Origin of the sequence: Actinomadura sp. WMMB 499 (genome assembly GCF_008824145.1) — a bacterium.
Lineage (GTDB): Bacteria > Actinomycetota > Actinomycetes > Streptosporangiales > Streptosporangiaceae > Spirillospora.
In genome coordinates this window covers 669,917-694,606 of sequence record NZ_CP044407.1, presented here as the reverse complement: position 1 = coordinate 694,606, position 24,690 = coordinate 669,917, and the positions used below count along the sequence as shown (strand labels likewise).

The window sequence follows — 24,690 nt, the reverse complement described above, 5'->3', positions numbered from 1 at the left end:
CGTGAACGATTTCGATCTCCTCGTGCTCGGATCGGGCCCCGGCGGCCGGCGCGCCGCCATCGCCGCCGCCAAGCTGGGACGCCGGGTGGCGGTCGTCGACCGCCGCGAGATGATCGGCGGCGTCTGCATCAACACCGGAACGATCCCGTCCAAGACCCTGCGGGAGGCCGTCCTCTACCTCACCGGCCTCAACCAGCGCGAACTCTACGGGCAGAGCTACCGGGTCGACGACGACATCACGGTGGCCGACCTGGGGATGCGGACCCGGCACGTGATCGGCCGGGAGGTCGACGTCGTCCGCAGCCAGCTCGCCCGCAACCGCGTCACCGTGCTGCCGGGCACCGGACGCTTCCTCGAGCCGCACACCGTCGGCATCACCTCCGAGCCGGGCCGCGAGCAGAAGGTCACCGCCGACCGCATCGTGATCGCGACCGGGACCCGCCCCGCCCGTCCGGACACCGTCGAGTTCGACGACCACACGGTCATCGACTCCGACGGGATCATCGACCTCGACCGCGTCCCCGAGAGCATGGTCGTCGTGGGCGCCGGAGTGATCGGCATCGAGTACGCCGCGATGTTCGCCGCGCTCGGCACCAAGGTCACCGTCGTCGAACGGCGCGAGCGGATGCTCGACTTCTGCGACCTGGAGATCGTCGAGGCGCTCAAGTACCACCTGCGCGACCTGGCGGTCACCTTCCGGTTCCGCGAGACGGTCGCCTCCGTCGAGCGGACGGAGCACGGCGCGATCACCGTCCTGGAGAGCGGCAAGCGCATCCCGGCCGACACGGTCATGTACTCCGCGGGCCGCCACGGCATGACCGACGACCTGAACCTCGACGCCGCGGGCCTCACCGCCGACCACCGCGGCCGGATCACGGTCGACGGGGACTACCGCACGGACGTCCCGCACATCTACGCCGTCGGCGACGTCATCGGCTTCCCGTCCCTCGCCGCCACCTCGATGGAGCAGGGCCGCATCGCCGCGCACCACGCGTGCGGCGAACCGCTCGCGCAGATGCACGAACTCCAGCCCATCGGGATCTACACGATCCCCGAGATCAGCTTCGTCGGCCGCACCGAGGACGCCCTCACCGAAGAAAAGATCCCGTTCGAAGTGGGCATATCCCGTTACCGTGAGCTCGCCCGAGGGCAGATCATCGGCGACTCCTACGGGATGCTCAAACTACTCGTCTCGCCCGAAGACCGCCGCCTCCTCGGCGTGCACGTCTTCGGCACCGGCGCCACCGAGCTCGTCCACATCGGCCAGACGGTCATGGGCTGCGGGGGCACGGTCGACTACCTGGTCAACGCCGTGTTCAACTACCCCACCCTCGCGGAGTCCTACAAGGTCGCGGCCCTGGACGCGATGAACAAGATGCGCCACATCGCCCGCCTCACCTCATGACGGCCAGAGCAGGTTCTCGAGCTCCGCGTCGATGTCGATGAAGTCGGGCTCCTCGCCGGCCGGCACCGCCTGGTACGTCCGGTGCAGGAAGTCCGCCAGCGGCGACAGGGGCACCTCGAAGAGCGCGTTCCCGAACGGCGAGGACAGCGCGATGTGCAGCGCGCCGTCATCATCGCCGGGCCAGACCTCGACATCGCCGTCCCCGACCTTGCGCACGATGCCGACGGTCAGCAGCTCCCTGGCGAAGATCCACTCCACCGGCTCGTCATCGCCCACGTAGAAGGCCATCCGGATCGCGTACGGGTCGTCGGCCGCGTACTCCAGCCCGGCGAGCAGAGGGACGGTCGTGCGGTCGGGGACGACGAGACGAAGGCCCAGCTCCGCTGAGACTGTGGTACTGCTGTTCATGGCCATTCCTTCATACGTCGATCCCGCTGGCACGCGGGGAGCTCCGTTCGGGTGCCTCTCCCTCATCACGGATGTCCCCACGATCTATGACGCCTAACTGTCGGAACTCGGCCGAACATTCCGCCGCACCCGTCCCGTGTGACCCATCTCACTGAGGCAAAACCCTACCCTGACCTGGGCAAAAGCCGATCTTTCGGACACCGGCCCCCGCGTGTCGCCGTCCCGCGTGTGCGACCATCGAGCGTCCCTGACAGCCGATTCCCTGGCTTAGGGTAAATCCGTGGTTGTTAACGAAAAGGCCGCACCGAGCCGCCACGTCCGCCTGCGCGACACCATGCGCCGCAACGCCCTGCTCAACACCGCCTGGCGGATCGGCGTCTTCACCGTGGGCGCCACGGTCGCCCTCGGTGGCCTCGTCATGATGATCACCCCGGGCCCGGGGATGCTCGGCATCATCATCGGCCTCGCCATCCTCGCGACCGAGTTCGCCTGGGCCCGCCGAGCCCTCAACCACGCCAGGGCCGCCGCCGAACGCGCCAAGGAGAAGGCCTTCGACCCCAAGCGCCGGCGCCGCAACGCCGTCCTCGGAGTCACCGGCGGCCTCCTGGCCGGCGCCGCCATCCTCGGCTACCTCGCCGTCTACGACTTCGTCCTCCCGTGGCGGATCCAGGACGTCAGCTTCTGGAACTGACCGTCCGGCACCCGTAACCGAGGCGCGAACACCCCCCGGCATGCGCTAGAGTTTCCGAAGTCGGGAACGCCCGCAAGGGCGCACCGCACGGGCGATTAGCTCAGTGGGAGAGCGCTTCGTTCACACCGAAGAGGTCACTGGTTCGAACCCAGTATCGCCCACCTCAAGTTTCCGCAGGTCAGACCGTCTTCTGCGGTTGCTTCCAGCGGTTCTCCGGTGACTACTTCGCAGATCGGGAGCCAACTGGGGAGCCACCGGAAGACTGCCTTGCGACTCACGAAGAGGTCACGCGGCGGTCGATCATCATGTGCCGAACTGGCCGTCCTGCAGGACGGCGGTGCGGATGTTCAAGACCGACCAGGGTGTGGCCGGGGAGATCGTCGCGGTCCCGCACTGGACGCATTCGCTCATCGACCCAGTGGCGGCCCGGAGTGCAGTATCGCGTTGCCAACCGAGCGTGGCGCCGGTGATGGGCTCTACCGGCCCGGTCTCATGGGCGACGCCATCACCTGTGAGGGGAATCAACCTCGAACGCGCCGTCCGCGACGTGCCCCTGGTCGCCGACATTTCCAGCTTTGATACATGCAGCGCGCGCCCGCCGCTGGCCCGGGGGCCACCATGGCCTATGCGGCTGGCATCTCGCTTTCCGCCCGGATGTCGCCGTGGGGGTGAAGGCCGGACGGGGCAACATCCTGCGGATCAAAACTACCCGACGGTCACCATGGCCCTGGACCGACACCATGCGTCGGCCGCGGCCGACGGAGGTGAGCCACGTTGTTCTTTCCCGCACTTCCCGCGCCCGTGGATGGCGAGGTGTTGTTGGTTTGTGCCTGCTATAGGGACGGCAAGGCGCTATGGGGCGGCCTGCTCAACGAGATCGCGGCGCGCCGCGACGGCGATGGGCTCGTCATCGAGGGCGGCGAGGTACGGATCCGTTTGGGTCGAGAACACCGGATGGAACTTCATGCACGGCGGGAACGTACCGGCGCTCGTCTCGGCGGCCAGGCACCGTCGGTCGTCGTCCTGGCGGATGGTTCGGTGGCGTACGGCGGTGGCGGCCCGCTGCTCGTGAATCTGGCGACCACGTCGCCCACAAGGACACCCGGCGCCCTGGTGGGAGGAGCACTCCTCGGCCGCCAGCTTCCAGCCGAGGTTGAACGCGTCCTGGATGCCGAGGTTGAGCCCCTGCCCGCCGACCGGCGGGTGGACGTGCGCGGCATCGCCCGCCGGCAGCACCCGGCCGACCCGGTAGCGCTCGGCCAGCCGGGCGGCGTCGCCGAACCGCGACAGCCAGCACGGCGAACAGACGCCGAAGTCGGTGCCGGCGTGCACCCGCAAGTGCCGCTTGAACTCCTCCGGAGTCGGCGGGACCGAGCGGTCCTCGGCCACCGCCGCCGCGGGCACGACGACGCGGTACGTCCCTTCCCCGTAGGGCCCGAGGCCGAATCTCTTCTGGGGCTTGCACACCTCGGCGACTACGGCGGCGACCGTCGCCGGGTTCTCGGTCGCCTCCATCTCGCCGAGCAGCGTCTCACCCGTTCCAGCACCAGCACGCGCACGTCGTGCAGCCGCAGTTCGGCCGCCAGCATCAGGCCGGTCGGCCCGGTCGGTGCCGACACCGACGATGATCACGTCGTACGTCGCGAATACCTCTTTGTCCGCGAGACCGCGGTTTCGGCCGGACGGCCGTGCCGCGGCCGCCTGCCGGCCCGCGCACTCCGTGAACCCCCGATCGCACGGGTCCGGCTCCAGCCGGAGATTCTGCGGGACGACCGGGGGCTTGCCGCAAGCCCCCAGGTGCGCTGTGGACTGAAAGTGGCAGGGAGATCGATGAACTCCTTGCCGCTTTTGTTTCTCCGGCCTCTGACCGCCGGGCCGTGCGGACACCGCGAGCCGCCGCTGCACCGAGACACGTTTCCGCGCCTTTCCTTCCTCGAATGCTTCAAAGAAGGAAAGGGCTCGTAATCGGGAGTGGCCTTACAGTAGTTTCGAGGCGCTTGTGAGTGCGTCGCGGAGGATCTGTTCCATTTCGTCGAAGTGTGTCTGCTCGCAGATCAGGGGTGGTGCGAGCTGGACGACCGGTTCGGCGCGGTCGTCGGCGCGGCAGTACAGGCCGGATTCGAACAGTTTCGCGGACACGTGGCCTTGCAGGATCCGTTCGGACTCTTCGGCCGTGAACGTCTCCCGGGTCGTCTTGTCCTTGACGAGTTCGATGCCGTAGAAGAAGCCGCCGCCGCGGACGTCGCCGACGATGGGAAGGTCGGTGAGCCTTTCCAGGGTGGCTCGGAACGCGGGTTCGGTGGCGCGGACGTGCTCGTAGAGCCCTTCGCGTTCGAGCACGTCGAGATTGGCGAGCGCGACCGCGCAGGAGACGGGGTGCCCGCCGTAGGTGGAGCCGTGCATGAAGGTGGCACCGTCGCGGCGGAACGGCTCCATCAGCCGTTCGTCCAGCAGCACGGCGCCGAGCGGAGCGTAGCCGGAGGTGAGGCCCTTGGCGGTGGTGATGATGTCGGGCCGGTACCCGTAGCGGTCGGCGCCGAAGGCGTGTCCGAGCCGGCCGAACGCGCAGATCACCTCGTCGGACACCAGCAGGACGTCGTGCCGGTCGCAGATCTCGCGGACGTGTTCGAAGTAGCCGGGCGGCGGGGGGAAGCAGCCGCCGGTGTTCTGCATGGGCTCCAGGAAGACCGCGGCGACGGTGTCGGGGCCCTCGAACTCGATGGCCTCCTCGATGCGGTCGGCGGCCCACCGGCCGAACGCCGCGAGGTCGCCGGGGTGTTCGGGGGCGCGGTAGAAGTTGGTGTTCGGCACCCGGATCGTGCTGGGCACGAGCGGTTCGAAGTCCTGTTTCGCGCCGGGGATCCCGGTGATCGACAGGGCGCCCTGGGAGGTGCCGTGGTAGGCGAGCGAGCGGCTGATCACCTTGTGCTTGCGGGGCCGGCCGGTCAGCTTGAAGTACTGCTTGGCCAGCTTCCACGCGGTCTCGACCGATTCGCCGCCGCTGACGGTGAAGAACACGCGGTTCAGGTCGCCGGGCGCGGCGGCGGCCAGCCGGTCGGCCAGCTCGATCGCGGCCGGGTGGGCGTGCGACCACAGCGGGAAGTAGGCCAGCCGCCGCGTCTGCTCTGCGGCGGCCTCGGCCAGCTCCTCCCGGCCGTGCCCCACCTGCACGGCGAACAGCCCGGCCAACCCGTCGAGGTACCGCTTTCCCTGGGCGTCCCACACGTAGGCGCCCTCACCGCGCACGATCACCGGGACGGACGGGTCGTCGGCGTCGGAGTGCCGTGTGAAGTGCAGCCAGAGATGGTCGATGGTCGACATGTGGTCCTCTCGGGTGGTCGGGGGCGGCTGTCGAGGCACGGTCAGCTATCGAAACCGAGGCCGAGCGCGTCCATCGTCCGCAGCCACAGGTTGCGCCTGCCGCCGTCGAGGTCGGCGCGGGCCATGGAGCGGCGGGTCAGTTCGATGCCCGCCCAGCGCAGCGGCTCGGGCGGGAACGGGACGGGCTTGCCGCGCACCATCCGCAGCCGCGTCCGCGGGGTGTCCAGGCCGTCGAGCCGGTCGAGGATCACCTGCGCGGCGAACCGGGTCGCGGCAACGCCGAGCCCCGTGAAGCCGAGCGCGTAGCCGACGCGGCCGCGGGCGGCGGTGCCGAAGAACGCCGTGAACCGGCTGCAGGTGTCGATCGCGCCGCCCCAGGTGTGGGTGAAGCGGACGCCTTCGAGCTGCGGGAACGTGTGGAAGAAGTTCTCCGCGAGGACCTGGAAGGTGCCGGGCCGCTGGTCGAGGTCGCCGGACAGCCGCGAGCCGAAGTGGTAGACCGCGTCGTAGCCGCCCCACAGGATCCGGTCGTCGGCGGTCAGCCGGTAGTAGTGGAAGCGGTTCGCCGAGTCCGACACCCCGCGCCGGTTCCGCCAGCCGACCGAGGCGAGCCGCCCGGGGGAGAGCGGCTCGGTGACCATCGCGTAGTCGTACACCGGCACGACGTACGGGCGGACGCGGCGGACGAGCGAGGGGAACGCGTTCGTGGCGAGCGCGACGCGGCGGGCCACCACCCGCCCGTAGCCGGTGCGGACGACCATCGCCTCGCCGCGCGCGCCGAGCCCGGTGGCGGCGGTGCGCTCGAAGACGCGCACGCCGAGCCGGACGCACGCGTCCCGCAGTCCCCACGCGAGCCGGGCCGGGTCGACGAGGGCGGTGCCGCGCCGGTCGAGGACTCCGGCGAGGTAGGTCGGCGAGGCGACCTCGGCGCGGACCTCGTCGGTGCCGAGGAACTCGGGGGCGTCGCCGAAGTGCCGCGCCGTCTCGGCCAGGTCGCGCAGTTCGCGGACCTCGTGGGGGCGGGTGGCGACGTGGAGTTCCCCGGTGCGCTCGAATCCGCAGTCGATGCCGTAGCGGCGCAGGGCGTCCTCGATCGCGTCGAGGTTCTCCCGGCCGAGCCGCTGCAGCTCGGCGAGTTCGTCCGGCCAGCGGGCGAGGCCGTTGCCGAGGCCGTGGGTGAGGGAGGAGGAGCAGAAGCCGCCGTTGCGCCCGGACGCGGCCCAGCCGATCTCGCGGGCCTCGATGAGCACGACGTCGCGGCCGGGGTCGCGTTCCTTGGCGAGCAGGGCGGTCCACAGTCCGCAGTACCCGCCGCCGACCACGACGAGGTCGCAGTGCTCCTCCCCGGCCAGCGCCGCGGACGGGGCCGGGCGCGCGGGGTCGTCGAGCCAGAACGGGACGGGTTCGGCGTCGACGAGCGAACGTACGGGATCAGTTCCGACAACTCGCAACATGCCACCAATATAGGGGCAAATCGCGCGATGTCTACTAGTTCAGTTGTCTGATGTGGTGCTGGCGACTGATTTCGTCGTCACTGTGCGCGCCACTGGTAGCTCTCCTTGCGCAGTTGCAGGTAGACGAACGTCTCCGTGCCCGCGACCCCCGGGATCGACCTGATGCTGGTCGACAGCACCTCCGCCAGATGCGCGTCGTCGTCACACACGACCTCGCAGAGGATGTCGTAGGAGCCGGCGCACAGCACGACGTAGATCGCCTCCCGCATCTCCGCGAGGGCGGCCGCGACGGGGTCGAGCGGCCCGTCGACCTTCACCCCGACCATCGCCTGGCGGCGCCCGCCGACCCGCATGGGGTCGGTGACGGCGACGATCTGCATCACGCCCGCCTCGATCATGCGCTGCACCCGCTGACGTACCGCCGCCTCCGAGAGTCCGACCGCCTTCGCGATGGCCCCGTAGGACCGCCGGCCGTCCTGCTGCAGTTGCTCGATGATCTGCCACGAGATGTCGTCGAGGTCGGGGAGGGGTGAGCTCTTCCTGGTCATGACCGCATCATCGCAGGGCGCGGGCGGGGCGGGCGTCGTCCGTGGGCCACGCACCCGCAGGGTGACGGTATCCGTCGTTATTGACAGTACTTGCAACGCATCCCATAGTTTGTGGCTTACCTTGCAACGGAATCAGTAAACGGAGGAATTCAGTGGCGACCTTCAGCAACGTCGTGGACGGCCGGCGGCGGGACGCCGCCGACGGCCGGACGCTCGACGTCATCGACCCGGTCACCGAGGACGTCTACGCGACCTCGCCGCTGTCGGGCCCGGCCGACGTCGATGCCGCCGTGGCGGCCGCGTCCCGCGCGTTCGAGACCTGGCGGCGGACCACCCCCGCCGACCGGCAGCGCGCCCTGCTGAAGATCGCCGACGCGATCGAGGACCGGCTCGACGAGCTGATCGACACCGAATGCGCCGACACCGGCAAGCCGCGCGCCCTCACCGCCACCGAGGAGGTCCCGCTGTGCGCCGACCAGTTCCGGTTCTTCGCCGGAGCCGCCCGCGTCCTGGAGGGGCGGTCGGCCGGCGAGTACATGGAAGGGCACACCTCGTTCGTGCGGCGCGAGCCCGTCGGGGTGTGCGCGCAGGTCACCCCGTGGAACTACCCGCTGATGATGGCCGTGTGGAAGATCGCGCCAGCGCTGGCCGCCGGGAACACCGTCGTCCTCAAACCGTCCGACACCACCCCCGCCTCCACCGCCCTGCTCGCCGAGATCTGCGCCGAGATCCTCCCGCCGGGCGTGCTGAACGTGGTGTGCGGCGACCGCGACACCGGCCGCGCACTGGTCTCCCATCCCCGGCCCGACATGGTGTCGATCACCGGATCGGTCCGCGCCGGAATGGAAGTCGCCGGAGCGGCCGCCGCCGACCTCAAGCGCACCCACCTCGAACTCGGCGGCAAGGCCCCCGTCGTGGTGTTCGACGACGCCGACATCGCGGCCGCCGCCGAAGGCATCGCCGGCGCCGCCTACTTCAACGCCGGGCAGGACTGCACCGCCGCCAGCCGGGTCCTGGTCGCCGCCGACGTCCACGACGACCTCGTCGCCGCGCTCACCGAGCAGGCCCGCGCCACCCGCACCGCCGGGCCGTCCGACCCCGACGCCGCCTACGGCCCCCTCAACAACGCCGACCAGCTCGCCCGCGTCACCGCAATGATCGACCGGCTCCCCGGCCACACCACCGTCCACCACGGCGGACACCGCACCGGCGACCGCGGCTACTTCTACGCCCCCACCGTGGTGTCCGGCCTCCGGCAGGACGACGAGGCCAGCCAGACCGAGATCTTCGGCCCCGTCATCACCGTCCAGCCCTTCACCGACGAGGACGAGGCCGTCCGCGCCGCCAACGACGTCAAATACGGCCTCGCGTCATCGGTGTGGACGCGCGACCACGCCCGGGCCATGCGGACGTCGGCCGAACTCGACTTCGGCTGCGTATGGATCAACACCCACATCCCCTTCGTCGCCGAAATGCCCCACGGCGGCTTCAAGCACTCCGGCCACGGTAAAGACCTGTCGATGTACGGATTCGAGGACTACACCCGCATCAAGCACGTCATGAGCGCCATCGGCTGAGAACGGCGCGACGCCCGGGCGGCCGGTCCGGCCGCCCGGGCGTCGCGCGACGCTGCCCGCGTCAGGACGCGGCGGGCGGGACGAGCCGGGGCGCGCGGTCCTCGATCGCCTGCGCGACGTCCAGGAGGCGGTCCTCGGTGAACCGGCCGCCGATGAGCTGGACGCCGATCGGCAGCCCGCCGTCCGTCCCGGCCGGCACGGTGACGCCGGGGAAGCCCAGGACCGGCAGCGACGTCATCGGCCACTGCGCGGCGACGACGGCGAGCCCGCGCTCGCGGCCCGCGACGTCGGCGTCCTGCTCGAAGGGCGGCTCGGCCGAGGCCGGGGTCAGCAGCACCGTGTCCGTGCCGAGCAGTTCCTGCAACCGGGTGATCAGCGTCGCGCGGCGCGCCCAGCCCCGGACGTACGCGTCGAGGCCGGGCCGCTCGCCCCACAGCCCGGCGGCGTACTCGTAGGCGTAGGCCATGTGGGTGCGCAGCGCCTCGTCGGCCATGTCCAGCATGCCGGGCAGCCCGGGGCGCATGTCCTCGAACAGCAGCAGCGACCACAGCCGGGCCGCCTCGCCGAGCAGCGGCACGTCCAGTTCCTCGACCCGGTGACCGGCGTCCTCGAGCCACCCGGCGGCGCGGTCGACCGCCGCGTCCACCGCCGGGTGCGGTTCGACGATGCCGACGTCCCGGACGACACCGACCCGCACCGGCCCCGCCTGCGCTGCGTTCGCCGGGGGCGGCGCGGGGACGCCGAACGGGTCGCGCAGGTCGGCGCCCGCCATCGCGTGCAGGGCGAGGCGCGCGTCCGCGACCGTCCTGGCCAGCGGCCCCTGGACGGCCCACGCCTGGACCGTCAGCGGCGGTTCGGGGCCGGTGTCCTCGGGGGCCGTCCAGTTGGAGACGAGGCCGACCGTCGGGCGGACGCCGACGACGCCGCAGCAGGCGGCGGGGAAACGGATCGAGCCGCCGATGTCGTTGCCCTGCGCGATCGGCGTCATCCCGGTGGCGAGCGACGCGGCGGCGCCGCCGCTGGAGCCGCCGGGGGTGTGCCCGTCGCTCCACGGGTTGAGCGTCCGGCCGTACAGGTCGTTCGACGAGAACCAGCGGACCGAGAAGGCGGGCGCGTTGCTGCGGCCGAGGAAGACCGCGCCCGCCGCGCGCAGCGCCGCGACGCACGCGTCGTCGTGCGCGGCGGTCATGCCGGCCAGGGCCGCCACCCCGTGGGTGAGCGGCAGACCGCGCTGCGGTGTGTTGATCTTGGTGGAGACGGGGACGCCGTGCAGCGGGCCGAGGGGCCCGCCGGCCGCCACGGCCGCGTCGGCGCGGCGCGCGGCGGCGAGGGTCTCCTCGGGACGGACGTCGACCAGCGCGTTCACCGCCGGGCCGGCCTCCGCGGTCCTGCGCAGGCAGGACTCCGCCGCCTCGACCGCCGAGATCTCCCCGGTGCGGATACCGGCCGCGAGCCGTGTCGCGGACAACTGCCAGAGTTCCATGCCTGCTCCTGGGCGTGCGGACGCGTTGAATGCGGAGGAGCGTACGTGATGCAACGTTGATGTACAACGGTGTTGTATCTGGGTCGGGTTGTGGTTAGCCTGCCGCCATGCCGGTCGAAATCGACATAACCCAGCGCCTCGCGACCATCGCCGACGCCACGCTCGACATCGTGGCGTCCGACGGGCTCGACGGGGTGTCGATCAGAGCCGTGGCCAAGCGGATCGGCGGATCCACGACCCTGGTCACCAACTACCTGCGCACCCGGGAGGCGCTGCTGGTCAACGCCATCGAGCACGCGACCCGGGCGTGGGCGGCGGAACTGGAGGAGTCGGTCGCGGGGGCGGGCGACCGCGACCGGCTGCTCGCCGCCGTCCGCTGGGCCGGCTCCACCGGCGGGAACGACGAGGTCCTGCGGCGGCTCTTCATGGAGCTCCTCGGCCGCGGCGGCCCCGAATCCGCCGCGGTGCGGACCCTGCGCGAGGACGCCCGGGAGAACCGCGCGGAACTGGTCGACGCGGCCCGCGACGCCGGGGCGGGCGACTCCGAGTTCACCGCCGACGTCCTGTTCCTGGTGCTCCGCGGCTTCTACGTCTCCAGCCTGGAGGACCCGGAGCGCTGGAACGACGCGTCCATGACCCCGCTGCTCGAACGGCTCGTCCGCCTGCTGACGACCACGACCTGACGACACCGACCTGACGACACCGGCCCGACGCCCGGCGCCCGCCGGCCTCGCCCCACATCACCTCACGACCCACCCCACCCCGGCCGCTTCACTCCGAAGGGTCCACCCATGTCACGTTCACGTCGCCTTCCGGCGCTCACCGCCGCCATCCTCGGTGCCTGCGCGCTCACCGCCTGCAGCGGCGGAGGCCCCGCCGCGGAGGCCGGGGCGCCGAAGCTCACCACGTCCGTCCCGGCCCCGACCAGGGCCGTCGACACCGTCACCTGGAACCTGCCCACCGGCGAGCCCGCCACGCTCGACCCGGTGCTCGCCGCGACCGAATCGGGCGGCACCGTCATCGCCAACATGTGCGAGGGCCTGTTCACCTACGGCCCGGACTACGAACGCGAGCCCGCACTCGCCACGTCCGTCGACCACCCGGACCCGCTCACCTACGTCCTGCACCTGCGCGAGGGCACGAAGTTCTGGAACGGCGCCCCGGTCACCCCCGAGGACGTCGTCTACAGCGTCGAACGGGTCCTCGACCCGGCGTTCGGGTCGTCCTGGATCGCCTGGGCCCAGCACCTGGACCGCATCGAGATCACCGGCGGCCACGAGATCACCGTCCGGCTGAAGAAGCCGGACGCCCTCGTCCCGAGCTACCTCGCGAGCCCCGCCTTCTTCGTCGTCCAGAAGGAGTTCGCCGAGAAGGCCGGCAAGTCCTTCGGCACCGCCCGGGGCGGCGTCATGTGCACCGGCCCGTACCGGTTCGGCGCGTGGACCCAGGGGCAGCGCATCAGCCTCACCCGCAACGACGCGTGGTGGAACACCGCCGTGAAGCCGAAGGTGAAGAACCTGGAGTTCGGCTTCATCGCCGACCCGGCCGCGCAGACCGCCGCGCTCGCGAGCGGCGACGTGGACGGCCAGTTCCTCGTCCCGACCGCCGCCCGCGCGCAACTCGCGGGCACGGGGCACCTGCTGTACGGGGAGAGCCTGAACACCACGTTCCTGTCGGTGCTGAACCGGCGCGGCGCGCTGGCCGACCCCGCCGTCAGGCAGGCCCTGCACGCGCTCCTGCCGTACGAGGGCATCGTCGAGTCGGTCTACCGGGGGACGGCCGAGCCGCTGCGCGCGCTCGTCCCGCCCGCCGCCTGGGGCTACGCCGAGAACACCTATGAGCAGGCGTACGAGAGGCTGCCCGTCCCCAGGCAGGACCTCGAGAAGGCGAAGAAGCTCATCGCCGCGGCGCCGGACGCCGAACGCGAGATCGTCCTCGCGTACACGACGGCGATCGAGGAGGAGACGCGGATCGCCACCGCGATCGCCGACACCGCCGGGCGGGCCGGGCTGGACATCGAGCTGAAGCCGCTCACCGGCGAGCAGTTCGGCGCGATGTTCGCCTCGCCGGAGGCCCGCAAGGGCGTGGACCTGTTCCTGTCCACCGGCTTCCTGAGCTTCCCGGAGCCGCTGGAGTACTACGCGTACTTCACGACCGGGCACTTCTACAACTTCCCCGGCTACCGCAACGAGAAGTACGACGCCGCGATCGCGGAGGCGCAGACCACCGAGGACCCCGCCGGGCGTGCCCGGCTGGTGACCGAGGCGCAGGCGATCCTCGCCCGCGACATGATCAACCTTCCGCTCGTGTCGCAGTACCTCAGCGTGTACTACGGGCCGGAGCTGACCGGCCTGGCCCCCCGGGCGAACTACCTCTACACCCCGTGGGCCACCGCCCTCGGCGGCGAGTGATGGGCGCACGCGCATGGAGCGTTCGCGCATGAGGCATCCGCGCATGAAGCCCCCGCCCGGGACGAGCCCGCCCAGGACGCGCGCGCTCGCGACCTGGATCGGCAAGCGCGCCGCCGGCGCCCTGCTGACCGTCCTGATCGCATCGATCGTGATCTACGGCGCCCTGCGGCTCGTCCCCGGCGACCCGGTGCTGGCCGTGACCTCCGGGCGCCGCCTCACCCCCGAGCAGCTCGACGCGCTGCGGCACTCCTACGGCCTCGACCGCGGCTTCCTGCGGGGGTACCTCGCGTGGATCGCGGACGCCGTCCGCCTCGACCTCGGGACGTCGCTCAACTACCGGACGAGCGTCACCTCGCTCATCGGCGGACGGCTCGGGGTGTCCGGGCCGCTGATCCTGTACTCGGCCGTCCTGACCGTCCTGGCAGGGGTGTCGGTCGCGCTGGTGTCGGCCGTCAAGGGCGGCGTCGTCGACCGGATCGCGACCGTGTCGGCGGCCCTCACCACCGCGACGCCCCCGTTCGTGGCCGCCATCGTGCTGCTGTCGGTGTTCGCGGTCGGGCTCGGCTGGTTCCCCTCCACGGGGGCGGGGAGCGGGTTCGCCGACCGGCTGTGGCACCTCACCCTGCCCGCCGTCGCGATGGCCACCGCCGCCTACGGCGTCATCGCCCGCGTCGGCAACGCCGCGTTCGCCGACGAGCTCGCCCGCGAGCACGTCGAGGCGGCGCGCAGCCGCGGCGTGGGCGGCGCGGCGGTGATCCGGCGGCACGTCGTGCGCAACGCGCTGGGGCCGATGCTCACCCTCATCGGCCTGCTCGCGGCGAGCCTGTTCGTCGGGACGGCCGTGGTCGAGACCGCGTTCGGCTTGGACGGCGTCGGGTCGCTGCTCGTCAGCTCGGTGTCGCGGCGGGACTTCCCCGTCGTGCAGGGCATCGCGCTCGTCGCGGTCGTCCTGTTCGTCGCCGTCAACACGCTGGTCGACCTGGTGCTGCCGTTCCTCGACCCGCGCGTCACGATCGGGGGACGGTCGCGATGACCATGACGATCCCCGCGCTGCGCGCGAAGAACGCCCGGCGGCGCCGCCGCACCCCGCTCGCCGTGTCGCTCGCGGTCGCGTTCCTGCTCGCCGTCGTCGCCGCCGCGGTTGCGGCGCCGCTGCTCGCGCCGCACTCCCCGGACGACACCGACCTGCTGAACTCGCTCGCGCCGCCCGGTTCGCAAGGGCACCTGCTCGGCACCGACTCGGCCGGACGGGACGTGCTGTCGCGGCTCGTGCACGGGGCGCGGCTATCGCTGCTCGCGCCCCTCGGCGTCGTGCTGCTGTCGGGCGTCCTCGGCACCGCGATCGGGCTGACCGCGGCCCGTGCGGGCGGCTGGGCCGACGCCGTCCTGTCCCGCGGTATGGACATCGTGTTCGCCTTCCCCAGCCTGCTGTTGGCGATGCTCGTCGTGGCGGTGTTCGGACCGGGGCTGGCCGCGCCCATCTGCGCGCTGTCGATCGCCTACACCCCGTTCATCGGCCGGATGGTCCGCAGCATGGCCGTCCAGGAGGGCACGCGCCCCTACATCGACGGCTACCGCGTCATGGGGTTCGGCGACCTGTGGGTCACCGTCCGCCATCTGCTGCCGAACATCCTGCCGGCGCTCATCGCGCAGAGCGCGCTGGGCTTCGCCCACGCGCTCATGGACCTGGCCGCCCTGTCCTACCTGGGGCTGGGCGTGCGCCCGCCGGACGCGGACTGGGGTTCGATGCTCAGCCAGTCGCAGAGCGCCATCCTGCAGGGCGCCCCCTGGAGCGGCCTCATCCCCGGCATCGCGATCCTGCTGACCGTCGTGAGCGTCAACGTGCTCGGCGAGCACGTCGGGGGATCGATCGGCCGCAAGCGGAGCGAGAGGACATGATCATGCTCGCGAAGAAGGCGACCTCGCGCACCGCCGCGCACGCCGCGGACCGCGGCACCGCGCTGGACGTCTCCGGCCTCGGCCTCACGATCGGCTCCGGCGAGCGCGCCGTCCCGCTCCTCGCGGACGTCTCCGTCCGCGTCGGGCCGGGGGAGACCGTCGGCCTGGTCGGGGAATCGGGCTCCGGCAAGTCGCTGACGGCGCGGACGGCGCTGGGCATGACGCCCCGCGGCGCCCGCACCACCGGGACGGTCACGGTCGCGGGCGTGGACGTCCTCACCGCCGGGCGGGCGGCGCTGCGCGAGCTGCGCCGAAGCCGCGCCTCGATGGTCTTCCAGGACCCGCGCGCCTCGCTCAACCCGGTGCGCCGCGTCGGCGACTACCTCACCGAGGGGCTGCGCGCCCGCGGCGTCCCCGCGCGCGCCGCGGCCGAACGCGCCCTGGAGCTGCTCGACCAGGTCGGCGTCCGCGACCCGCGCGGCGCGCTGCGGCGCCGCCCGCACGAGTTCTCCGGCGGGATGCTGCAGCGCGTCGTGATCGCCGGGGCGCTGTCGTCCGAGCCCGCGCTGCTGCTGGCGGACGAACCGACGACCGCGCTCGACGTCACCACGCAGGCCGAGGTGATCGCGCTGCTGAAGTCGCTCCAGCGCGAGCACGGCACCGGGATCCTGTTCGTCACGCACGACCTGGACCTCGCCGCCGCGATCTGCGACCGCATCTACGTCATGTACGCCGGGCGCATCGTGGAGGAGGCTGCCGGACCGGCGCTCTTCGACGTGGCCGCGCACCCCTACACGCGCGCGCTGCTGGACGCGAGCCCGTCCGTGCGCGGCGAGAAGGTCGCGATCAAGGCCATCGAGGGCCGCCCGAAGTCGCTCGCCGAGGCCCCCGGAGGCTGCTCGTTCCGCGACCGCTGCCCTCTCGCCGACGACGCCTGCGCCGCCGGCGTCCCCGAACTCCGCGCGCACACCGTTCGCGCGGGCGCGGCCTCGCGCGTGGCGTGCGTCCGTCCCGAGGAGGCGACCCGTGAGCAGTGACCCCGTGAGCAGTGACCCCGTGAGCAGTGACCCCGTGGGCGGCGAGCCGGTCCTGCGCGTGTCGTCGCTGGTGAAGCGGTTCGGGACGTTCACCGCGGTGGACGACGTGAGCTTCGAGCTGACGCCCGGCGCCTCACTGGGCATCGTCGGCGAGTCGGGATCGGGCAAGACCACCACGGCCCGCATCCTGGCGGGACTCGAGGAACCGACGTCCGGGACCGTCGTGCTCGACGGGGAGCCCGTGGACGGACGGTCGCGCCGCGCGCGGCGCCGGCAGGCCCGCCGCCTCCAGATGATCTTCCAGGATCCGTACGGGTCGTTCGACCCGCGGCAGACCGTCGCCGACTCGATCGCCGAGCCGATGCGGCTGCACGCGCCCGGCCCGGCCCGGGAGCGGCGGGCGCGCGTCGCCGAACTGCTGGACCAGGTCGGGCTCGGCGGGCGGGCGGGGGAGTCGCTGCCGCGCGACCTGTCCGGCGGCCAGCGGCAGCGCGCCGCGATCGCGCGGGCGCTCGGCATCGAACCGCGCGTCCTCGTCCTGGACGAGGCCGTCGCCGCGCTCGACGTGTCCGTCCAGGCGCAGGTCCTCACCCTCCTGGACGACCTGCGGCGCGACACCGGGGTCGCCTACGTCTTCGTCAGCCACGACCTCGCCGTCGTCCGCCACGTCACCGACACCGCGATCGTGATGCGCCACGGCCGCGTCGTCGAGCGCGGCGACACCGAGCGGATCCTGCGCGGCCCACAGCACCCGTACACGCGGCTGCTGCTCGACTCCATCCCCGGCCCCGGCTGGGACCTCGACCGGGTCGCGCGCGACCGGCGCGCGCTCGACGCCGCGTCCTGACCGGGCGCCCGCCCCGCCACCCCCGTCCCCTCAGTCCCGTCCCCTCAGTCCTTCCGACTGCCTCCCTCACTCACGGAGACGCCACGTGCCGAACATCGAACGGGTGGGGCCCGCTGCCGTGCCCGCCGACGCCGAGCAGGTCATGATCCCCATGCGCGACGGGATCCGGCTGGCCGCCGACGTCTACCGCGCCGACCCGCCGCGCCCGCGGCCCGTCGTGCTCGTCCGCCTGCCCTACGACAAGGACGGCGACTACTGCTTCATGCCCGCGATCGGCCGCTACTTCCGCGACCGCGGGTACGCCGTCGTCGTCCAGGACGTCCGCGGCAAGTACCGGTCCGAGGGCGCCACGGAGTTCGGCCGCCACGAGGCCGACGACGGGTACGACACGATCCAGTGGCTCACCGGGCAGCCCTGGTGCGACGGCGACGTCGTCATGTGGGGCGACTCCTACTACGGCTACACCGCCATCGCCGCGGCGATCGGCGGGCATCCGGCGCTGCGCGCGATCGCGCCGCGCGTCACCGGCTCCCAGCTGTCGACGGTGCTGGAGCATGGCGACGGCACCCGCGACGTCGAGCAGACCGCCCGCAAGCTCTACTTCGCCACGCACTACGTCGACAACGACCGGTACGAGTGGGAGATCGACTGGAACGGGCGTCCGCTGCGGGCGGCGTTCGAGGACTTCTTCGCACGCCTCGGGCGCCGCTCCGCGAACTTCGACGCCGAGTTCGGCGGCACGCCCTCGCCGTTCGTCCCGCCTCCGCTGAAGGCGCTGCTGGAGGCGCCGCCCGTCCCCGCCCTCTACACGATCGGCTGGTTCGACAACTGCGCCGTCTGGTCCTGGCACGATGTGCGGGCGCTCTCGCGGGACCCGGGCTGGTCCGCCGACCTCCGCCTGCGGCTGGAGGCCATCGACCACGAGAACTACCGGCTCGGCGAGGCCCCCGTCGCGCCGCACGACGACCACGCCGTCACGCCGGCCGCGCTGGAGCGGATGCTGCCCGCCTATCTCGATCCCGCGATCGAGTTCTTCGGCGCCGTCCTCGGCCGCACCGGCACGCTCGCCGCGCTGCCGCGCGTCCGGTACGAGCTGTGCCACGGCGGGCCGCGGGAAGCCGACGCCTGGCCTCCCCGGGGGGTGCCCGACCTGGAGTTCTACCTGTCCGACGGGCCCGGCGGGCCGCGCCTGGCCGCCGAGGCGCCGGAGGGCGCGCGGACGCTGCGGTGGACGCACGACCCGTCCGACCCGGTCCCCTCGGCCGGGGCCAACCCCTTCGCGATCCTGCACGACCGGGCGGACCTGGGCCCGATCGGGGACCGCCCGGACGTGCTGCGCCTCACCGGCGACCCCGTCCGGGCGGACCTCGACCTCGTCGGCGCCGCGACGCTGCAACTGCGTCTGACGGCCCCCGCCGGCGCGCACGTCCACGCCCGCCTCCTCGACGTGACGCCCGGCGGCGCCGCGTTCCTCGCCGCCAAGGGGCAGATACGGCTCGACGTCCCGCTGACCGGCGCGGACGCCGTCATCGACCTGCAGAGCGTCGCGTACCGGCTGCGCGCCGGGCACCGCCTCGCGCTCGACCTCACCGGCACCGACTTCCCCGAGTACGTCATCGAGGCGCCGGACGGCGGCGACCCGTGGAGCGCCGTGCCCGGCGCCCCGGCCACACGGGAGGTCACGGTGGGCGGCGCGCGCCCGTCCCGCCTGCGGATCGGCGGACGGACGCCGGACCAGGTCCGGCGGTCGCTCGGCCTCGCCGAGGAGCGATGACCGGCACGCGCGACCGGGGCACCGGCTGATAGCGCCGCACTTTTCACCGACGTGCGCGTCGTGGACGGCGACCTGTGCGACGTCGGACCGGGAGAGAAGGGCGTCCTGGTCTCGGGACCGGACGTGATGGCCGGCTACGGGGCGGCCGGACGGGACCGGCCCCTCGGTGTCCGGCCCGCGGTTCCGCTCCGGCGGTATCGCCGCCGTCGACGCGGACGGTACGCCGCCATCGCCGACCGCGTACAGGACGTGATCATCTCGGGCGGGGAGAGCGTCCGCCCCGCCGGGGTCGAGGCTGCGCCACGCGGGGGGTCACGAACGCTCGGCCTGATCGTGCGCGAGCAGCGCCACACCGAGCGAGAGCCGGGACTCGTGGTCGTCCAGCGGCACCCCGAGCAGCGCTTCGAGCTTCTTCAGGCGCGGGTACAGCGAACTGCGGTTGCGGTGCGAGACCCGCGCCAGCTCGGCCTTGTTGCCGTCCACGGCGAGGTAGCGGCGGAGGAGGTCGAGGGTGCCGTCCTGCGCGCGGGCGTCGTGGGCCAGGACCCGCGCCAGCTCGACCTCCGCGAAGCCCTGCAGGCGCGGATCGTCCCGCAGCGCGTGGATCAGCCCCCGGATGCGGACGTCGCGGTGCCGCCGGAACCCCTGCTCGGCGGGCGGCATCGCGACCGCGACGTCCACCACGACGCACGCCGACCGCAGGGACTCGCGGGCGGCGAGCAGCCCGCTCACCGGCTCCCCGACGCCCAGCCGCAGGTCGTCGCCGGCGACCTCGCGCAGGCCGGCTGCCAGGGCGCGCAGCGCCCGCTCCTCCTGCCGGGCGGACGGCAGGCAGAGGACGACACCGACCTGCCCTCCGCTCAGGACGCCGGTCAGCCCCTCGACGCCCACGCCGCGCAACGTCTGCGACACCTGCTCCGACAGCCGCAGCAGCTCCCGGCGGGCCGTCCGCTCGTCCCGGCGCGGGGACCGCGGCCGCCCGGCGCGGCGGACCGCGACACCGACGTGGCACCGGCCCGGCCGGACGCCGAGCGAGGTCAGGCTCGCGATCGCGTCGGCCTCGGTCGCCAGTGACCCCTCCTGGACGGCCCGCAGCAGCCCGTCCTGGGCGCGCAGCCGCTCGGCCAGCTCGTCCCGCGCCGCCATCCGGTGCAGTTCGAGCGCCTCGGCGGCCCGTTCGAGCACCATCAGGACGCGGTCGTGCGCGTCCCGGTCCGCCTCTCCGGGGGAGCCGACGGCGACGAGACGCGCCCACGAGCGTCCGCGCGCGCCCACGTGGGCGGCGACCCAGCCCGGCCCCGGCGCCGGATCGTCCCGGGTGAACGGGCGGGCCAGCCGCGACCGGCGCTCCCAGCCGTCGAGCAGGCCCGCGACGTCCCCGCCCGCGGCGCGGTAGGCGATGACGCGCCGGCCGAGGTCCTCCAGCACCACCGACCGCCCGGTCAGCTCGCCGGTGCCGCGCACGATCTCGTCCGGGGGCGCGCCCGCGAGGCTCAGCCGGGTGAACGCCTCGTGCATCGCCTTCGCGAACTCCACCTGCTCGTACTGCGCGGCGACGAGGCGCCGGTGCGTGGCCTCGGTGACGTCGACGAACCGGACCTGCGCGTGCAGGCACACCAGCGGCAGCCCGAGCTCCTCCGCGCGCGCGACCGCCTCCGGCTGGACCCGCGGATAGGCCGCGCCGAGCTCCACCACGAGCCCGGCGGCGGACGCCTGCGCCAACTGCTCCACCAGCGCGACCGCCGACCGCGCCGACGCCGCCATCGCCTGCCCGGTCGTCAGCACCAGCTCGTGCCCGGCGAGGACCTCGCTGACGTTCGGGATGTCGCTGACGTGCACCCACCGCACGTTCCGGTCGAGCCGCGCGGCCCCCGCGAGGACCGCGGGCAGCCCGGCGCGCATCGCCGGCAGCTCCAGGACGTCCGCCACCGTCAGTGCCACGCGGCCTCACCTCGTCTCGTCACCATAGTGTCGCTCTTCTGCCCTCATGGGCGACATGTTGTCGGCTGACGTCCCATTATGCGGGTGCCAGACTCCCGGCATGTCCACTCCGCCAAGCAGCACCCCCGTCACGCACTGGATCGCGGGCCGCCGCCACGAAGGGACGGGACGGCGCCGGGGCCGGGTGACGAACCCGGCGACCGGCCGGGTCACCGCCGAGGTCGCCTTCGCCGAACCCGCGGACGTCGATGCGGCCGTCGCGAGCGCCGCCGCGGCGGGCCGGGCCTGGGCGGCCACCACCCTCGCCGCCCGGACGCGCGTCCTGTTCGCCTTCCGGCAGCTCCTCGACGAGCGCAAGGACGAGCTCGCCGCGCTCATCACCGCCGAGCACGGCAAGGTGCGGTCCGACGCGCTCGGCGAGGTCGCCCGCGGCCTCGAGGTCGTCGAGTTCGCCTGCGGCATCGGCCACCTGCTGAAGGGCGACGCGTCCACGAACGTCTCGTCCGGCGTGGACGTCCGCGACATCCGGCAGCCGCTCGGCGTCGCCGCGGTCATCAGCCCCTTCAACTTCCCGGCGATGGTGCCGATGTGGTTCTTTCCGATCGCGATCGCGGCGGGTAACGCCGTCGTGCTGAAGCCGAGCGAGAAGGATCCCTCCGCGTCTCTGTGGACGGCGGAACTGTGGAAGGAGGCGGGCCTGCCGGACGGCGTCTTCACCGTGGTCCAGGGAGACGGGACGGCCGTCGACGCGCTCGTCGACCACCCGGACGTCGCGGCCGTCAGCTTCGTCGGGTCCACGCCCATCGCCCGGTACGTCTACGAGCGCGCCGCGAAGGCGGGCAAGCGCGTCCAGGCCCTCGGCGGCGCGAAGAACCACATGGTGGTCATGCCGGACGCCGACCTCGACGCCGCGGCCGACGCCGCCGTCAACGCCGGCTTCGGGTCCGCGGGCGAACGCTGCATGGCCGTCGGCGTCGTCGTCGCGGTCGGCGACGCCGCCGACGAACTCGTCGCGAAGATCGCGGCGCGGACCCGTTCGCTGCGCACCGGCGACGGCACCGGGGACGCCGACATGGGACCGCTCGTGACCCGCGAGCACCGCGACCGCGTCGCGTCCTACGTGGCCGCGGGGGAGGCCGCGGGCGCGACCGTCGCCGTCGACGGCCGGTCCGTCGAACCCGACGGCGACGCGAACGGGTTCTGGCTCGGCCCGACCCTGCTCGACCGCGTCACCCCCGACATGTCCGTCTACACCGACGAGATCTTCGGCCCGGTGCTGAGCGTCGTGCGGGTCCGGACGTACGCGGAGGCGCTGGAGCTGATCAACGGCAACGACCACGGCAACGGCACCGCCGTCTTCACGCGGGACGGCGCCGTGGCGCGCGCCTTCGAGAACGACGTGCGGGTCGGCATGGTCGGGATCAACGTCCCGATCCCCGTCCCGGCCGCCTTCCACTCTTTCGGCGGCTGGAAGTCGTCCCTGTTCGGCGACGCGCACGCCTACGGCGTCGACGGCGTCCGCTTCTTCACCCGCGCCAAGGTCGTCACCTCGCGGTGGCCCGACCCCGCCGCCGCGCCGTCCGGCGGCGTCGAACTCGCCTTCCCGAGCACCCGCTGAAAGGACGCAGGATGTCGCGCACCCGCGAACTCGACCGCCGGCACGTTTTCCACTCGTGGTCGGCGCAGAACCGGGTCGATCCGATGGTCCTCACCCGGGCCGAGGGCGCCTACGTCTGGGACGAGAACGGCGACCGCTACCTGGACTTCACCTCCCAGCTCGTCTACACCAACCTCGGGCACGGCCACCCCGGGGTCGTCGCGGCGATCCAGGAGCAGGCGGCCCGGCTGTGCACGGTCGCGCCGCAGTTCGCCAACGACCGCCGCGCGGAGGCCGCACGGATGATCGCCGAACGCGCGCCAGAGGGCATGGACCGCGTCTTCTTCACCAACGGCGGCGCCGACGCCGTCGAGCACGCGGTCCGGATGGCCCGCCTGCACACGGGCCGTCCGAAGGTGCTGGCCGCCTACCGCTCGTACCACGGGGGCACCCAGACCGCGATCAACCTGACCGGGGACTGGAGGCGCGTCCCCAACGACACGGCCACCGCCGGGGTCGTCCACTTCTTCGGCCCTTACCTGTACCGCAGCGAGTTCCACGCCACGACACCGCAGGAGGAGTCCGAGCGTGCGCTGGCCCACCTGCGCCGGACGGTCGAGGCCGAGGGCCCGGCGACGATCGCGGCGATCGTCCTGGAGACGATCCCCGGCACCGCGGGCGTCCTGATGCCCCCGCCCGGCTACCTCGCGGGCGTCCGGGAGCTGTGCGACGAGCACGGCATCCTGCTGGTCTGCGACGAGGTGATGGCCGGGTTCGGCAGGGCGGGCGCCTGGCTGGCCATCGACCTGTTCGGCCTGCGTCCGGATCTCATCACCTTCGCCAAGGGCGTCAACTCCGGCTACGTCCCGCTCGGCGGCGTGATCCTCGGCGACGCCGTCGCCGACACGTTCGGGGACCGTCCGTACCCGGGCGGCCTGACCTACTCGGGCCACCCGCTCGCTGCGGCCGCCGCCGTCGCGACCCTCACCGCGATGGAGGAGGAGGACGTGGTGGACCGCGCCGCCGCCCTCGGCGCGACGGTGATCGCCCCGGGCCTCGCGGACCTGGAGAAGCGGCACGCGGTCATCGGCGAGGTGCGGGGGACGGGGGTGTTCTGGGCCGTCGAGCTGGTCGCCGACCGCGGCACCCGCGAACCGCTGCCGGTCGCCGCGGTCGCCGCGGTGGCCGCCGAGTGCCGGGCCCGGGGACTGCTGCCACTGCCCAACGCCAACCGCGTCCATCTCGTGCCGCCCTGCACCATCTCCGACGACCAGGCGTGCGAGGCGCTGGACATCCTGGACGCGGCGCTGGCACGGGCCGTCCGGTGAGCCGGTTCAGCAGAGCGCGCGCCAGGCGCTCGCCAGGGCTCGGCGGAACTGCTTCCTCCTCCTGCCGTGCGGTGAGGTGCTCGATCATGCGTTCCTCCAGGTCGCGGACGGGGCCGGCGAGGTCTCCCAGCAGGGCCCGGCCCGCGTCGGTGAGGTGGATCAGCAGCCGCGACCACCCTAGACGATTGACAGGAAACCTGTTCGACACGAGACTGCAGACCAGCAGGAAACCTGACGATCTTGCGAAGGGGCGCGCATGCGGCCGGACGGCAGAAGGGCGATCGTGACCGGGAGCGGGCGCGGCCTGGGCCTCGCCTACGCCGAGGCGCTCGCCGTCGCGGGCGCCGCGGGGGTGGTCAACGACGTCGACCGGGAGACGGTGGACGCCGCGGTGGAGAAGATCGCCGCGGCGGGCGGCCGCGCCGTCGGCGTGGCGGCGGCGGTCGGTGACGCCCCGGCCGCCGAGACGCTCGTGAATGCGGCCGTCGAGGAGTTCGGCGGACTCGACGTCCTGGTCACCAACGCCGGGATCCTGCGCGACCGGGTGCTGTGGAAGATGACCGACGACGACTTCGACGCGGCGATCGGCGTGCACCTGAGCGGGACGCTCACCTGCGCGCGCGGGCCGCCGCGGATGCGCGAGCAGGGGACCGGCGGCCGGATCGTCCTGGTCGGGTCACCGGCGGGGCAGCGCGGCGACTTCGGGCGGACCGACTACGCCGCCGCCAAGGCCGGGATCGTGGCGATGGCGCGCACCTGGGCGATGGGACTGGCCCGCGCCGAGATCACCGTGAACGCCGTCGTGCCGGTCGCGGCGACCGAGATGACCAAGACGATCCCGGCGTTCGCCCCGGTCATCGCCGAGTCCGAACCGACGGTGAACACCACCGCCGCCACCTTCCGCTCCCGGTAGCGGGCGGCCATCTCGGCGATGGTCGGCTGCCGGCGGCCGTGGGCCTTGAAGTGCTC

General features: G+C 72.8%; 19 protein-coding genes, 1 tRNA gene and 1 pseudogene. 14 read left to right on the top strand and 7 right to left on the bottom strand.

The window, feature by feature from the left end:
- Position 1 precedes the first annotated feature (1 nt).
- Positions 2 to 1,405 (top strand): Si-specific NAD(P)(+) transhydrogenase, encoded by a 1,404-nt coding sequence (sthA, locus tag F7P10_RS03025; RefSeq protein ID WP_151007979.1) that lies wholly within the window; start codon positions 2 to 4, stop codon positions 1,403 to 1,405.
- Here sthA and F7P10_RS03020 read toward each other — a convergent pair.
- The gene (locus tag F7P10_RS03020) at positions 1,400 to 1,813 is read right to left on the bottom strand and encodes an SsgA family sporulation/cell division regulator (RefSeq protein WP_151007978.1); all 414 of its coding nucleotides are present in this window, start codon (positions 1,811 to 1,813) and stop codon (positions 1,400 to 1,402) included. The two genes, sthA and F7P10_RS03020, sit on opposite strands and share 6 nt — an antisense overlap.
- Positions 1,814 to 2,093: 280 nt before the next feature.
- Between F7P10_RS03020 and F7P10_RS03015 the strand changes: the two genes are divergently transcribed.
- Together F7P10_RS03015 and F7P10_RS03010 are read left to right on the top strand one after the other, a co-directional pair.
- Positions 2,094 to 2,504, top strand: coding sequence for a PGPGW domain-containing protein (locus F7P10_RS03015; RefSeq protein ID WP_254716366.1), 411 nt, complete (start codon positions 2,094 to 2,096; stop codon positions 2,502 to 2,504).
- 89 nt (positions 2,505 to 2,593) lie between these two features.
- Positions 2,594 to 2,665 (top strand) — tRNA-Val (locus F7P10_RS03010).
- Positions 2,666 to 3,632: 967 nt separating this feature from the next.
- Here the strand turns inward: F7P10_RS03010 and F7P10_RS43830 are convergent.
- The 4 genes and pseudogenes from F7P10_RS43830 to F7P10_RS02985 all read right to left on the bottom strand — a co-directional run.
- Positions 3,633 to 4,037, bottom strand: a pseudogene (locus F7P10_RS43830) (FAD-dependent monooxygenase); the annotation flags it as partial.
- A 444-nt stretch (positions 4,038 to 4,481) separates the two neighbouring features.
- Positions 4,482 to 5,825: an aspartate aminotransferase family protein gene (locus tag F7P10_RS02995; protein WP_151007977.1), complete on the bottom strand. Its 1,344-nt coding sequence runs from the start codon at positions 5,823 to 5,825 to the stop codon at positions 4,482 to 4,484.
- Positions 5,826 to 5,866: 41 nt separating this feature from the next.
- Entirely contained in the window at positions 5,867 to 7,279 is a 1,413-nt protein-coding gene (locus F7P10_RS02990; RefSeq protein ID WP_151007976.1) for an FAD-binding oxidoreductase, read from the bottom strand.
- Between the two features lie 77 nt (positions 7,280 to 7,356).
- Positions 7,357 to 7,827 (bottom strand): Lrp/AsnC family transcriptional regulator, encoded by a 471-nt coding sequence (locus F7P10_RS02985; protein WP_151007975.1) that lies wholly within the window; start codon positions 7,825 to 7,827, stop codon positions 7,357 to 7,359.
- A gap of 152 nt (positions 7,828 to 7,979) precedes the next feature.
- Between F7P10_RS02985 and F7P10_RS02980 the strand changes: the two genes are divergently transcribed.
- Entirely contained in the window at positions 7,980 to 9,404 is a 1,425-nt protein-coding gene (locus tag F7P10_RS02980; RefSeq protein ID WP_151007974.1) for a gamma-aminobutyraldehyde dehydrogenase, read from the top strand.
- A gap of 61 nt (positions 9,405 to 9,465) precedes the next feature.
- On the opposite strand, the gene F7P10_RS02975 is transcribed toward F7P10_RS02980, so the two are convergent.
- Positions 9,466 to 10,887, bottom strand: a complete 1,422-nt coding sequence (locus tag F7P10_RS02975; RefSeq protein WP_151007973.1) for an amidase — start codon at positions 10,885 to 10,887, stop codon at positions 9,466 to 9,468.
- 107 nt (positions 10,888 to 10,994) lie between these two features.
- On the opposite strand from F7P10_RS02975, the gene F7P10_RS02970 reads away from it, so the two are divergent.
- The 7 genes from F7P10_RS02970 (at position 10,995) to F7P10_RS02940 (ending at position 18,855) form a co-directional block, all read left to right on the top strand.
- Positions 10,995 to 11,570, top strand: coding sequence for a TetR/AcrR family transcriptional regulator (locus F7P10_RS02970; protein WP_151007972.1), 576 nt, complete (start codon positions 10,995 to 10,997; stop codon positions 11,568 to 11,570).
- Positions 11,571 to 11,678: 108 nt separating this feature from the next.
- Positions 11,679 to 13,298, top strand: a complete 1,620-nt coding sequence (locus F7P10_RS02965) for an ABC transporter substrate-binding protein (protein ID WP_151007971.1) — start codon at positions 11,679 to 11,681, stop codon at positions 13,296 to 13,298.
- Between the two features lie 28 nt (positions 13,299 to 13,326).
- Complete coding sequence (locus F7P10_RS02960; protein WP_218040348.1) at positions 13,327 to 14,331, top strand: ABC transporter permease; 1,005 nt, start codon at positions 13,327 to 13,329, stop codon at positions 14,329 to 14,331.
- Positions 14,328 to 15,197 (top strand): ABC transporter permease, encoded by an 870-nt coding sequence (locus F7P10_RS02955; RefSeq protein ID WP_151007970.1) that lies wholly within the window; start codon positions 14,328 to 14,330, stop codon positions 15,195 to 15,197. Before F7P10_RS02960 ends, F7P10_RS02955 begins: the two co-directional genes overlap by 4 nt.
- A 2-nt stretch (positions 15,198 to 15,199) precedes the next feature.
- Positions 15,200 to 16,234, top strand: coding sequence for an ABC transporter ATP-binding protein (locus F7P10_RS02950; RefSeq protein ID WP_151007969.1), 1,035 nt, complete (start codon positions 15,200 to 15,202; stop codon positions 16,232 to 16,234).
- Between the two features lie 19 nt (positions 16,235 to 16,253).
- Positions 16,254 to 17,081, top strand: coding sequence for an ABC transporter ATP-binding protein (locus tag F7P10_RS02945; protein ID WP_254716365.1), 828 nt, complete (start codon positions 16,254 to 16,256; stop codon positions 17,079 to 17,081).
- Positions 17,082 to 17,166: 85 nt separating this feature from the next.
- Positions 17,167 to 18,855, top strand: coding sequence for a CocE/NonD family hydrolase (locus F7P10_RS02940; RefSeq protein ID WP_151007968.1), 1,689 nt, complete (start codon positions 17,167 to 17,169; stop codon positions 18,853 to 18,855).
- A 312-nt stretch (positions 18,856 to 19,167) separates the two neighbouring features.
- Here F7P10_RS02940 and F7P10_RS02935 read toward each other — a convergent pair whose 3' ends face one another.
- Entirely contained in the window at positions 19,168 to 20,796 is a 1,629-nt protein-coding gene (locus F7P10_RS02935; protein ID WP_151007967.1) for a PucR family transcriptional regulator ligand-binding domain-containing protein, read from the bottom strand.
- A gap of 100 nt (positions 20,797 to 20,896) precedes the next feature.
- Between F7P10_RS02935 and F7P10_RS02930 the strand changes: the two genes are divergently transcribed.
- The 3 genes from F7P10_RS02930 to F7P10_RS02920 all read left to right on the top strand — a co-directional run bounded on the left by F7P10_RS02930 (position 20,897) and on the right by F7P10_RS02920 (position 24,634).
- Positions 20,897 to 22,414 carry a CoA-acylating methylmalonate-semialdehyde dehydrogenase gene (locus F7P10_RS02930; RefSeq protein ID WP_151007966.1) on the top strand — a complete coding sequence of 506 codons (1,518 nt, stop codon included), beginning with the start codon at positions 20,897 to 20,899 and terminating at the stop codon, positions 22,412 to 22,414.
- 11 nt (positions 22,415 to 22,425) lie between these two features.
- On the top strand, positions 22,426 to 23,721 hold the full coding sequence (locus F7P10_RS02925) for an aspartate aminotransferase family protein (RefSeq protein WP_151007965.1): 1,296 nt from the start codon (positions 22,426 to 22,428) through the stop codon (positions 23,719 to 23,721).
- 283 nt (positions 23,722 to 24,004) lie between these two features.
- The gene (locus tag F7P10_RS02920) at positions 24,005 to 24,634 is read left to right on the top strand and encodes an SDR family NAD(P)-dependent oxidoreductase (protein ID WP_302851421.1); all 630 of its coding nucleotides are present in this window, start codon (positions 24,005 to 24,007) and stop codon (positions 24,632 to 24,634) included.
- The last annotated feature ends 56 nt before the right edge of the window (positions 24,635 to 24,690 follow it).

What these genes read in the sequence shown, in the direction of transcription:
- F7P10_RS03020 (WP_151007978.1), bottom strand. Translation starts at nt 1,813, where the DNA reads ATGAACAGCAGTACCACAGTCTCAGCGGAGCTGGGCCTTCGTCTCGTC.
- F7P10_RS02995 (WP_151007977.1), bottom strand. Translation starts at nt 5,825, where the DNA reads ATGTCGACCATCGACCATCTCTGGCTGCACTTCACACGGCACTCCGAC.
- F7P10_RS02990 (WP_151007976.1), bottom strand. Translation starts at nt 7,279, where the DNA reads ATGTTGCGAGTTGTCGGAACTGATCCCGTACGTTCGCTCGTCGACGCC.
- F7P10_RS02985 (WP_151007975.1), bottom strand. Translation starts at nt 7,827, where the DNA reads ATGACCAGGAAGAGCTCACCCCTCCCCGACCTCGACGACATCTCGTGG.
- F7P10_RS02975 (WP_151007973.1), bottom strand. Translation starts at nt 10,887, where the DNA reads ATGGAACTCTGGCAGTTGTCCGCGACACGGCTCGCGGCCGGTATCCGC.
- F7P10_RS02970 (WP_151007972.1), top strand. Translation starts at nt 10,995, where the DNA reads ATGCCGGTCGAAATCGACATAACCCAGCGCCTCGCGACCATCGCCGAC.
- F7P10_RS02965 (WP_151007971.1), top strand. Translation starts at nt 11,679, where the DNA reads ATGTCACGTTCACGTCGCCTTCCGGCGCTCACCGCCGCCATCCTCGGT.
- F7P10_RS02960 (WP_218040348.1), top strand. Translation starts at nt 13,327, where the DNA reads ATGAGGCATCCGCGCATGAAGCCCCCGCCCGGGACGAGCCCGCCCAGG.
- F7P10_RS02955 (WP_151007970.1), top strand. Translation starts at nt 14,328, where the DNA reads ATGACCATGACGATCCCCGCGCTGCGCGCGAAGAACGCCCGGCGGCGC.
- F7P10_RS02950 (WP_151007969.1), top strand. Translation starts at nt 15,200, where the DNA reads ATGCTCGCGAAGAAGGCGACCTCGCGCACCGCCGCGCACGCCGCGGAC.
- F7P10_RS02930 (WP_151007966.1), top strand. Translation starts at nt 20,897, where the DNA reads ATGTCCACTCCGCCAAGCAGCACCCCCGTCACGCACTGGATCGCGGGC.
- F7P10_RS02925 (WP_151007965.1), top strand. Translation starts at nt 22,426, where the DNA reads ATGTCGCGCACCCGCGAACTCGACCGCCGGCACGTTTTCCACTCGTGG.